Origin of the sequence: Mycoplasmopsis agalactiae (assembly GCF_000089865.1) — a bacterium.
GTDB lineage: Bacteria > Bacillota_I > Bacilli_A > Mycoplasmatales > Metamycoplasmataceae > Mycoplasmopsis > Mycoplasmopsis agalactiae_B.
In genome coordinates, this window is the sequence record NC_013948.1 from 764,228 (window position 1) to 776,329 (window position 12,102).

Consider the following 12,102-nt stretch of genomic DNA (forward strand, 5'->3'; position numbering starts at 1 on the left):
CCTCCCTTACTGTTCTAATTGAGTTTCATATATTTGTTTATAAAACTCACATGAGTGTGCTAAATGATTGTGTGTGCCTCTGCTGATAATAAAGCCGTTAGTTGACATTACAATTATTTCATCAGCGTTTTTAATGTTGCTAATTTTTTGGCTAATAATAATTGTGCTACATTCATATTTTTCTTTAATGTTGTCAATCACTTTTGAAGCAGTTATGTTATCTAAAGCACTAGTTGAATCATCTAGAATCAAAATTTTTGGCTTACGTAATAGGGCTCTAGCAATCGAAAGTCTTTGCTTTTGCCCACCAGAAAGGTTTTTACCTCCTTGGTAAACTGGATGATCTAGCCCGTCTTCAAATTTACTTACAAAATCATCAGCACAAGCATCTTTAAGTGCTTGCATTATTTCTTCATCACTAGCATCATCTTTAGCTCAAAGCATATTGCTTCTAATAGTTCCAGTATAAAGTAAGGCTTCTTGGTGCACAATTCCCACAGTTTCGTGCAAATTTTTTGAATTAACTAGGCTAACTTCTTTATTACCAATTTTAATAGAGCCTTCTTTGTATTTGTAATTATTCACCAAAAGGTTAACAATAGTGCTCTTACCGCTGCCCATTGGGCCAATTATGCCAAGGCTTTTTCTATATGGCAAGCTAATATCAACATTAGCTATTGCAAAGTTTGGTGAAGCATCATAGTATTTGAATGATAAGTTTTTGATTTCCACATCATATTTATCAATTATTTCGCCTTTTTCAACACGCAAGTTGTCAGTTTCATAATCATAGGCTTCAATAATTCTAGTTGCAGCCACTCTTGCTCTAAATAAAGAGCTAAGGAATAAAAGCATTAATAATATACCTGCGGCAACTTGTCACAATAGGTCTATAAATAAGTTAATGTTGGTCAAAATATCTTTATTAATTTGACTAATAGTAGCATAATAACCAGCAACTGAATATATACCTATCATTAATCAGTTAATAAGCATTTGGAAAACAGGGTATGCTGTTGAAAAAATCATGGCTGATTTATATTGGCTATCATATCAAGCATTATTGATGTCTTTTAAAAGATCAAGTCTTTTTGTTTCTAAATTAAAGGTTTTTATAACTCTTATCCCTGAAATATTTTCATCAACTACTTTTGTTACAGCATCAACAGCTTTTTGAGTTTGCTTTAATAATGGGCCAGTTTTTAAGCTTATGATTGTTCCCATTACTATAACAATTGGAATGATAGCTATAATGCTTAATGACATTTTTCAGTCAACTAAAGAAGCAACAGTTAGGCCGCCAATAATTAAGAATATGCCCTTAATCATAACTGAAGTACCGTTAACTAAAAACTCTCAAAAGATAGCTATATCATTTGAAATTCTAGTAATAATTGATTCAGCCTTTAAATCAGCAATGTTTTTGAGCGAATAACTTTGTATTTTTTTATAAAGCGTATTACGGTAAAAGTAACTACTTCTTTCGGCAGCTAAAACAATTACTAAAGTAGAAAGAAAAGCTAAGGAAGCAGTTGATATTGTTTGCAACAATACAACAATAGTAAGCCATTTAAAAGCTTCATTATAGCTAACAAAACCAAAATCGATTCTGCCATTTAAAAAGTCCATACGATAAGGAGCTTGTCTGTCTTCTGTAAGAATTAAGTCAATATACTTTTTAATCAAAAGCGGTAGCATAACATTAAGCAAAACATAAATAAGTGTTAAAAACGAGCCAATAACAAAAACTCACTTAATTTTAGAAGGCAGTATTTTCACCATTTTCAGCATGTTTATACCCCCTTTATAACTCTTAGCCTAATTATTATTCTAAATTATAACAATAAGCAAATTTAACACCTTATAATTATCCAAAAATATTCGTTATTTTGCACCTTAGTGTTTAAAAACTACTAGTGACGGAAATTCAATCGCGGTTGAAATGATTTAATCAAAAAAATACCCGATATTCAAATGCAGGTATTTCTTACTTTTGTATGAAAAATCAAAAAGTTATTTTAGATATTTGGATAAATCTATAATTTGATTGTAAATAGTATTAGAGTATGTTCCATCTTTTAGTGCTAAACGAGCCTGTATTGAAAATACTCCAGCACCAAGTCTCGATACAAATAATCCGTTTTGCCCAACACCAAATCCTCCGATAGTAGGATGGTTATTGTCTTTATCTCCTCCGGTTGTGATATATCTTCTTAAGACATTACTTATAGAATGATTAAGTGTGAAACCTGGAATAATGTAATGAATACCACCTATTAATGAAGAATATCATTTTTTATCCACTGATCAAACATTACCGTCCTTAATTTCCAAAATACCAGAATTATTATCTATTATATCGTTAAGCCCTTTGATAATTTCATTTGCTGCCTTTTTATCGATATCTTTGTTTACCTGTAATAACACTTTACGTTTTAGATATGTTCTTACTTTTGGCAATCAATATTTGTCCAACTCTGGATCCTTTACAAACCAGTCTCAGCTTCTTGAATCAAAGACAACTGGTTCTTTAAATTGCTTAAGTCATTGTTCATGTTCCTTAGCACGTTTTATTGCATCTGTGTAAGTATCATCAAATATTTTCCCAGTATCTCTAGCTGATAGAGCTGAAAGTCAAGCAATCTTATTATCTTTGAGATTCTTAGATAAAATTCTCTTGACCATTTCATCAAGTTCTTCTCTTGTTGGATGGATGTTAATATCTAAGCCTGATTTTGAGTCTCTGTATATCCTTGCTTTAATGTTATTTTTAATTTTATTAACCCATTTTTGATGATCAACGCTGAATAATTCACCAGTAATATCTGAAGCAGAAACTTTATGGTTGATTCTTTCTATTTCTTTATCTACTTTAGCAGCTTCTTTAGCTTCTTCAGCTTTTTCTTTTCTTTCAATTTCTTTGATTGCATCAGTATATGTATCATCAAAAATCTTAGCTATTAAATTTGCAGCTTTTAATTCATTTAATTTATCTAAATTAAGCTTTAAGTTGGCTTTTAGTATATTATTAACTGCTCTGTCTAAATCTTCTTTTGTCCAATGAATATCTATGTCTAAGCCTGATTTTGAGTCTCTGTAAATTCTAGTCTTAATATTATTTTTGACTTTTTCAACCCATTTTTGATGTTCATTGCTAAATAATTCGCCTGTAATATCTGAAGCTGAAACTTTATGATCAATTAATTTAATTTCAGCTTCAGCTTCAGCTGCTTCTCTGGCTTCTTCAGCTCTTGCTTTTCTTTCTGACGCCTTTTTGATTGCATCTGTATATGTGTCATCAAAAATTTTGCCTGTAATATCTGCAGCTTTAATTTTGTCTAATGTGCCTTTATTTAAGTCTCAATTGTCTTTTAAAACTTTGTTAGCTCATCTGTTTAAGTCTTCTTTAGTTCAGTGAATGTTAATGTCTAAACCAGAAGCTGAATCATTATAAATTTTTGATGCAATTTCTTTATCTCTTTTAGCTTTTTCAATTTCACTAAGTCATTTATTACTAAATAACTCTGCTGTGGTATTTGCAGATTTATTCCTATGATTCTTGTAAACTTTAAGTTTATCTGCTAATTCTTTAGCATATCTTCTTTCAGCATCCTTAATCTTGTCGGCATCCGATTCATCAAATAGCTTTTCGGTTAATACTGATGAAGCATTTTCTATTTTTTTGATTTCAATTTCAGACTTAATTTTTTGAATTTGTTCAATTAACTTGGTTATTTCTTTTCTTATATCATTAACATTGTTAACTTCTTTATCAATATTTCTTGATAGTGCATCTAATTTATTTTTATATGCTATCCATCAAGGATCAAGCAATTGAGAATCTTTTATATCTAGCCCGCTAATGTCGTTTACAAATTTAGAGTTTCATTTTTCTCTAAATTCAAAGCTTTTTTTATTATTTTCTTTATTATCTTCTAGTATTTTCTTAACTAATTCCGATAAGTGTTTTTCTTCAGCTTCTAATTGTGCCTTGGTTGGATGTAAGTCAATATCTAATCCAGAAATTGAGTCTCTGTAAACTCTTGCTTTAACTTCTTCAATTGCCTTGCCAAATGAATCACTAAATAACTCTGCACTCATTTTTGCAGATTCATATGCATGCTTGTCGCCATGCTTTTTATATCTATCTACAGCTTTTTTAGCCATATTAGCATACTCATCGCTAAATAATTCTGCACTCATTTTTGCAGATTCATATGCATGCTTGTCGCCATGCTTTTTATATCTATCTACAGCTTTTTTAGCCATATTAGCATACTCATCGCTGAATAATTCGCCTGTTAATTTTGCAGAAGTTAAAAATGCCTTAGAGCTATCAACTTGTTTATGAGCTGAGTTATCAATCTCTATTTTATTTATGACAGAACATGTTGGATTATCAGAAAGCACTTTGCCACATTGACGGCCTGGTCTAGCTGGTTCTCCCCTGCTAAACATTTCATCATGACTTTCTTTTTGCCCTTTGTCAATATTTGCCACGAAACATGCTGACGAAATTAAAGGCGATGCAAAAGCTAAGAGCCCGCCTTTTAGTAATAGTCCTTTTTTCATACCACAACCTTCATATTTATGAAAAAACTAAATAATAAAAATAAAAACTATTATAATATATCCCCCCCCCAAAGCTTTTAATTTGGGTTATTTTTTGTGTAAAATTCATCAAAATATGGAAAAATTACCAGAATTTTTTCTTTTTTTATGGAACATTTGAAAGTAATTGTTAATTATTTATTTATCAATAAGGGCAAAATCTTTGGTTTATGCTTTACTTTATTTGAATTACCAATACTTTTTTTCTTAACTATCCTGAGCTTTTTTATTAAAAAGTACTTTATTGATTGGTTAGAATGCATACTATCAACAAAGTGATAACATACAACAACACAAATAAATGCTTATTTCTATTAGTAATTTCCCAAGAATAACGCATATGTTTTAATTATGAAATACTAATTTTTAAGTCTTTTAGAAGCTGTTCTTTCTTTTTTGTAGATACACTTGTTGTTCACTTTCCATTACGATATGTCTTATAAGTTTTCCACAATTCATCCAAAAATCTTTCTATTGACGCACCTTTAAAGACCCCATGCTCATTAATTACTTTCAATATTCTGGAATAAACAATCATTTGAATTTGAACTATTAAATCATGTCCTAGTATTGTTTTTAAATCATGTTTTCTAATTGCATTCTCATCAAGTGAAGCTTTTTGAAGTCTTATATTTGTTTCAATTAGTCATCTTTGTTTGTGCATAAAATAAGGTTTTCCTATATCGAAATTACAATTAGACCTCATTGTAATAATTCCCGAGTACTTGCTTCTTTCTTCGTTTTTTCCAGCGTGTATCCTTCTTTTTTCTGTGTATATTTGCTAGGTAATTATTCTTTTGAACTGCTGCAATAAATGGGTCTTTATAACAATATAAAAAATGGTCTGTTTCTTCAATCTTAAATGCTTTAATAAACTTGTCTTCAAACTTAAAAGTAGTATCAAAAGAGCTATTAGAAATTAAATTTTTAAGCACTTTTGAATTGTCATTTAGAGGCATAATAAACTTAATATTATTTTCAAAAAGATAATTGATGTTTTCTTGTGAGTTAAACCCTTTATCAATGATAATTACTATGTTTTTTGATGTCAAATTTTCCTAAAACCGAGATAAATACCTGTTTATCAATTACATTTCCTGGAATAACTTCAGAATAAACAGGTTCTAGATTATGAAGATCAAACACCTTTATTTTGTTAATTTGCTTTCTTTTTGTCTTTTTATAATTTCTTCCATATTCAGAAAATTCATTATTTCCATCATTAATAAATGCGGTTTCATCGAAGATTAAAATCTCATGATTTTTAATTCTTTTGATTAGAAATTCCTTATTAAGAGAATCATAAGTTCCTAGTTCTTTTATAAAGTTTGCAATACTATTCTTAGAAACAGTGATATTAGGATAATCTTCAGAAATAAAACTATGATAATAATTATCTTGAAATCATTCATATCTATTTTAAATAGAATTCCTACTAATGAATAAGCATATTTTTTAAGTCCTGTATCTTGTCCAAAAAATCTTACAAGATCATCCCTAATATCTTTGGCTAGGTTATCAAGGAATTTACAGTTGCCATAAGTTTTTATTGGTGTTGTATCTTCTCTTGCTCTCTTAGGATCTTCAACATAAACAAATTCTCCATTTATTTCAACTATTGAACCAATATAAGGAAGAGACTTTTTAGCTGGTCTCTTCTTTTGCTTATCTCAATAACTAATGTATGGAACCACTCTATATTTGTCACCATACAAGCGAATTTTTGTTTTTTCTGATCTTTTAACTTTTTTTAATATGATCAGGAATTAAACTCATAATTACCTCTATTTTAAATAAAGCCTTTACATATATATGTAAACATTTTAAGATCATTTTTGCTAAAAAACTAATAAAAATGATCAAAAAACACTAATTTTCACGGACAATATCTGTAGAAATTGGTGTTTTCTGTGTTAAATTAGTTAATTTTTGAAGAAAACTTATAATTTTATGACATTTTAATGCAAAAACTATAGCGTTAGGGAAACTACTATTTCAAATAAAAGTTTGTCTAAATATTATTTCTTTTCAGCTAATTCAGCTTTGTATTTTTGTGTTGCAATTTTGCCTTATTCAGAGCAAAAATAGCAAAAAACATAGAAAATTTCCACTGTTTTTGATGTTTTTGTAACTTTTAGGCACTTTAAGAAAATATAAAAAATAGACCAAAGCAGTATAAAAATTTAATCTGTTTTTTTGGTCTATTTTTGCTAATTGTTATTTTAGTTTACTAATTTCTTGTTCAGTTTTCTTGATTTGATCATTTAGATATTTTTCACTGTCATAAGCTTTTTCTTCTAACTCTTCTATTTGATCATTATAAATTTCTTCTAAGTGCTTAATTAACTCTTCTTTTTCTTCTAATTTCGCTAACTTTTCAGAAATTTCTTTACTCTTAGACTCTAAAGCTTTTTTGTCTTCGCATAGTTTATTTAATTCACTTGACATAATATTAGATGTATATAAAAGTTCTGATAAAGCTCTGTCGATATTTTCAATATCATTTTTAGCTAAATCCCTTTCTTTTTTATTAGCTTCATTTTGAGAGTTAATTTTGCTTATGTTGACATTAATTCTTTCATCTTCTGCTTCAATTGTTTTAAAATCTTTTTCAAGTTTTTCAATAGCTGCTTCTTTATCTGCTAAAGGTTTGCTAAATAATTTTTTAACTTCATCAATACTATTACTCTTATTTATTTTGATTACAGATCTTAATTTTACTAAGTCATTAATTGATGCCTTAAGAACTCTTATATGGTCACTAATTCTAGTAATTTCCTCAAACTTATCAGTTATTGATTCTTTTGGGCTCGAAAATGTATACATTCAATACTTGTCATAGTCATCAATTTCTTTATAGATTTCTTTTAGCTTATTAAATTCTGAAGCCTTAGTATCCTTTTCAGTTTTTAATAAGTTTTCCACTTCCTTAGAGTTTTTGTCAAATCTATCATTAATTGGTTTAATTTTAGATTCTAATTGTTGTTTTAGTTTTTTCAATAACTCTTTTAACTTGCTCAATTCAGTTTCTGTAGCAGTTTTTTGCGCTCTTAGTGATTTTCCATAACCAACTAATCAATCATAATAGTTGATGTCAGCTTCGTAAGAATCTAATTCGTTTTCACTATCTCTAAGTAATTCATTTAAATCTTCAATAGCACTATTTATTTGCTCTAGTTTTTCTTTGACACCAGGATTATCTAACTGTGAACTAGTTGATGCTAATTGTTTTTCAACTTCTTGTTTTTGTTTTTCTAAGGCTGTTTTATGGTCATTTAAGTCGCTTTTTAGAAGTGCTATGTACTTTTCATTTTCAATAGATTTAGTGCTAATTTCCTTATTGTTTTTGTCTTCTAGTGTTTTAAGTTTTTCAGTTAGAGGTTCATTCTTTCTGCCTAATGATTCTTTGTATTCCTTAACTCAATCTCTATTGTTTATATCATTCCAAAATGGTTCTTTAGTAAATGCATTTTCTCAAGTAATTCTAGCTTCTTCTTTTCTTTCTCATTCATCTGGATCATTATTCAGAATGCTTTCAGAAATGTCAGTTAATTGCTTTCTTAGTTTTTCTTCTTCGTCTTTTGATATACCTGTTCAGTTTCCAGTTTCAATTGCTCTTGAATTTCTTTCAACACTATCATTAGATTCAGCAACATCTCTTTTTGCTTTTTCAAGCAATGCTTTATTTTTTGCATCAGTATATGCCTTATTTTTAGCATCAGTATATGTATCATCAAATAATCTAAGTGTCGATTCAGATGATGATTCATTGTGATCTTCTATAGCAATTAAATTATCTATTTTACTTGCAATTTCTATCTCTTTATCTCTTCTTGGATTTCAGTCAATATCTAGACCAGAAATTGAATCTCTATATATTCTGCTTTTTATACTTTCAACTGATCTTCCATTGGCATCACTAAATAAATCTGCAGTTAATTTAGCAGATGCTTCTTCATGTTTTTTGTCATGTTCTTTTTCTAATTTGTCATTAGCTGGTGGATTTGAAGGTTGAGTGTTTGGTGGTGTAACTGGATTAGTTGCTGGAGGTGTTATTGGATTAGGCGCAGGTTGAACTGAAGGAGGTGTATCAGGAGGTGTAACAGGTTCAGTTGTTGGAGGTGTATTAGGAGGTGTATTAGGAGGTGTAACAGGTTCAGTTGTTGGAGGTGTAACTGGATTAGGCGCTGGTGAAGCAGCAGGATTGTCGTTTTCTGATTTATTTTTCACTACACAAGTAGCCGATATAAAAGGAGAAGCTAAGGCTAAAATGCCTGAGCTCAATAGTAATTTTTTCTTCATTAATTTAGTCCTCATGTTAACTTTTGAATATTAAATTGGAAAAATTATATATAAAAAATACCCCCCCCCCTAACTAAGCAGAAAATCTGCTTATTTTGTGCTTTTTTGTCAAAAAAAATATGGAAATTCCCATATTTTTGACTATTTCTTGGTGTATTTTGCTATCTCATCATCAAGTTTTTTGATTTTTGACTCTATTTGTTTCTCTTTATTATAAACACGTTTTTCCAATACTTCTTGATCATCTGCGTATAAATCTTCTAACTCATCAATAAGCTCTGACTTTTCTTCTGCTTTAGATAATTTATCTTGAAGCTCTTTATCTTTTTCTTTTAGTTCTGCTAATTCTTTATCTAATTTATTATTTTCTTCAGTTAGCTTACTTTCTTTAGCAATTACATCTCATAATAAAGATTCTAACATTAAAATATTGTCACTGTATAGTCTTAACAATTCTTCATTTGATTGCTTGTTTGCGTGCTCTTCACCTATAAATTTAGTAATTCTTTTATCTTCTGTTTCTAGTTTAGTAAGAAGTTTCTTATACTCACTTGATTTTTGTTCGTTTTCCTTAACTAATGTTGTAATTTTGCTAATTAAATTATTTTTGGTTGCTTTATCTTCTATTTTAAGACGCGCTATTTCGCTAATTAATTCTTTTGCTTCGTCTCTGTTTTCAATTTGTAATTCTAATTCTTCAGCAGTTATACCTGCAACATAATCCAATAAACCTATTTCACTCTTTTGTGAGTAAGATAATTCACTCATTAATTTTTTAACTAGATTATCTGATTTTGCTGCTTCATCCCTTTTATCATGAATAAATTTATTTATTTCAGCTACATTATTTTCATATTCATTATTTACTGATTGGATATTGTTGTTTAACTCACTCAATGCATCAGTTATTTTCTTTTCTTCTTTTTTAATAGAATCAGTTTCTTCTCTAATCATTGTGCCATGCTCAACTTCACTATTGTAGTAGTTTACCTTGTCGATGTATTTTGAAAGCTCTTCTTTAGCTACTTCAAGTAGCTCTCTTAAATCTTGTAACGCTTCATTTGCTAAAGCTAACTCACTTTTAACATATTCAGCTTTTTTAGTAAGCTTTGCTATATCTTCATCATTTTCAGCCTTTTGTTTTTCTAAGTCTGTTTTATAGGCTTCTAGGTCGCTTCTAAGAAGATTTAAATATCTATCATTATCATCAATTAATCTATCAACTTCATCTCAAACTTTCTTTTGATCTGCTAATAGTTTATTCTTTTGCTTGCTTAATGATTCTTTATATTCTTTAGTAAAATCTTCCTTACTACTTATGTTGTTATAGAATGGTTCTCAACTTCAGATTCTATCTCAAGCATCCTTTTTATCATTAGTATATGTATCATCAAATAATCTAAGTGTTGATTCTGCTGATGCATATTCATGTTTTTTGACACGTTCTTTTTCAAATTGTTCTTTTGATGGGTGTCAAAAAATGTCAGCGCCAGTTGGACTGTCTCTGAAAATATTATTTCATTCAGCTTTTATATCCTTTTTAGCTGGTGCAGGAGTAACTGGTGTTGTGTTAGGCAGAGTAGGTTCCGAGTTTGGGTTTGTTCCTGGATTAGACGCTGGTTGATCAGCAGGTGTTGTATTAGGAGGTGTAACAGGTTCAGTTGATGGAGGTGTTACCGGATTAGGTGCTGGCGAAGCAGCAGGAATGTCATTTTCTGATTTATTTCTTACTATGCAAGTAGCGGAAATAAAAGGAGAAGCTAAGGCTAAAATGCCCGAGCTTAAAAATAATTTTTTCTTCATTAATTAGTCCTCGTATTAATTTTTGAATATTAAATTTGGACTCATTATATAAAATCCCCCCCCCCCCCAAACTAAGCAGAAAATCTGCTTATTTTGAATTTTGATTAAAAAAATATGGAATTTTTCCATACTTTTTTAATTACTTTTTGCTCAATTTTTCAATTTCTTTTATTGATTTGTCTAATTCTTCTATTTTTCTTTGTCTGTTGTTTTTATCTTCTTCTAATTTATAAGCTTCTTTTTCTAACTCATGCACTTCTTGCTCATATTTTTTCTCTAGTTCTGAAATTGTTTTTGAAGTTTGCTTCAGATTCTCTAATTTACTTTGAAGCACTTTAGATTTTTGTTTTAGTTCAGAAAGCTTGTTTTCAAAATCTTTGACGTCAGCTTCAGATTTTTGCTCTCTTTTCTTACCTTCAACAATTAATGCATTAATTGTTTTAATACTTTGATCATAAATTATTGTGTGGTATTTTTTAACATATTCTAGTAATTTATTGCTTGGATCAGGAATTTCTTTCTTCAGTGCTTCTAACTTGCCTTTTAATTCATTAAGGTTTGCATCAGCTCTTGTATCATCAAGTTTAATAGTGTCTTCAATTCTCTTCTTAATTTCTTCTACTTTTTTAGTTAGAAAGTCTTTGTCACTATCAGTTAGCTTAGAATAAAAATCTTTTTCTTCTTGTGCTCCAAGCAAAATGTCTTCTAAATCTTTTATGCTTTCAGTTGTTTCTTTAAGCTCGCCTTTTGCTTTTGCTAAAACGGTTTCTTCTAATGATTCTATATCATTATTATTCTTATTAATTTCAGCTTATAGCGCTGTTTTATTAGCTTCAAAGTCGCTTTTGCGCTTAACAATATCATCTTGATGCTGCTTCTCAAGCAAGCTAGATTTTTTGTCAATTTCAACTATTTTTTTATCTATTGAACTTATGCTTGTTAATAAAGTTTGTTTGTATTTTTCAAACATTACTTTATAACTAACATTTGATGTAATATCAGCACCAGTAGGGCTGTTATCATATATTGAATCTCAAGTTTTACTTGATGATTCAGACCTTGCTGAATTATTATTAGGATTAGGAGCAGGTGAAGTGCTAGGCGGTGTCACAGTTGGATTTGAATTTGAATTATTATCAGTTTTTGTATCATTGCATCTAGCCGAAACTAAAGGTAAAACTAATGAAACAATACCACCTGCTATCAAAAACTTCTTTTTCATTATAAACCTCAAATTTAATATTAGTTCTTACTATAGAATTATTATAAACTTACTTGAATAGTTTTTTAATTCTTTAAAACATATTATGAAACTCGATATACAAACAAGTGCAAAAAATATTAAAACCTTCTCGCTGTAAATGAGAAGGTTTTAAACTTTTAAGC

The 12,102-nt window shown here is 29.3% G+C and carries 9 protein-coding genes; all 9 read right to left on the reverse strand.

Annotated elements, in window-relative coordinates; all coding sequences use genetic code 4:
• Positions 1-6: 6 nt before the first annotated feature.
• Positions 7-1,791: an ABC transporter ATP-binding protein gene (locus tag MAGA_RS03330; protein ID WP_013022216.1), complete on the reverse strand. Its 1,785-nt coding sequence runs from the start codon at positions 1,789-1,791 to the stop codon at positions 7-9.
• 222 nt (positions 1,792-2,013) lie between these two features.
• Entirely contained in the window at positions 2,014-4,572 is a 2,559-nt protein-coding gene (locus tag MAGA_RS03335) for an MAG6090-like repeat-containing lipoprotein (RefSeq protein ID WP_013022217.1), read from the reverse strand.
• A gap of 388 nt (positions 4,573-4,960) precedes the next feature.
• Positions 4,961-5,275, reverse strand: coding sequence for a hypothetical protein (locus tag MAGA_RS03340; RefSeq protein WP_042509405.1), 315 nt, complete (start codon positions 5,273-5,275; stop codon positions 4,961-4,963).
• Positions 5,276-5,306: 31 nt separating this feature from the next.
• Complete coding sequence (locus MAGA_RS03345) at positions 5,307-5,663, reverse strand: transposase (RefSeq protein WP_013022219.1); 357 nt, start codon at positions 5,661-5,663, stop codon at positions 5,307-5,309.
• Between the two features lie 267 nt (positions 5,664-5,930).
• Positions 5,931-6,305: a hypothetical protein gene (locus MAGA_RS03350; RefSeq protein WP_042509406.1), complete on the reverse strand. Its 375-nt coding sequence runs from the start codon at positions 6,303-6,305 to the stop codon at positions 5,931-5,933.
• A 523-nt stretch (positions 6,306-6,828) separates the two neighbouring features.
• Positions 6,829-8,913 (reverse strand): lipoprotein, MAG6090 family, encoded by a 2,085-nt coding sequence (locus tag MAGA_RS04565; protein ID WP_013022222.1) that lies wholly within the window; start codon positions 8,911-8,913, stop codon positions 6,829-6,831.
• A gap of 141 nt (positions 8,914-9,054) precedes the next feature.
• On the reverse strand, positions 9,055-10,716 hold the full coding sequence (locus MAGA_RS03360; RefSeq protein WP_013022223.1) for a lipoprotein, MAG6090 family: 1,662 nt from the start codon (positions 10,714-10,716) through the stop codon (positions 9,055-9,057).
• Positions 10,717-10,855: 139 nt separating this feature from the next.
• The gene (locus MAGA_RS03365; RefSeq protein ID WP_013022224.1) at positions 10,856-11,413 is read right to left on the reverse strand and encodes a hypothetical protein; all 558 of its coding nucleotides are present in this window, start codon (positions 11,411-11,413) and stop codon (positions 10,856-10,858) included.
• A 114-nt stretch (positions 11,414-11,527) separates the two neighbouring features.
• Positions 11,528-11,938, reverse strand: a complete 411-nt coding sequence (locus MAGA_RS03370) for a variable surface lipoprotein (protein WP_013022225.1) — start codon at positions 11,936-11,938, stop codon at positions 11,528-11,530.
• Positions 11,939-12,102: the final 164 nt, after the last annotated feature.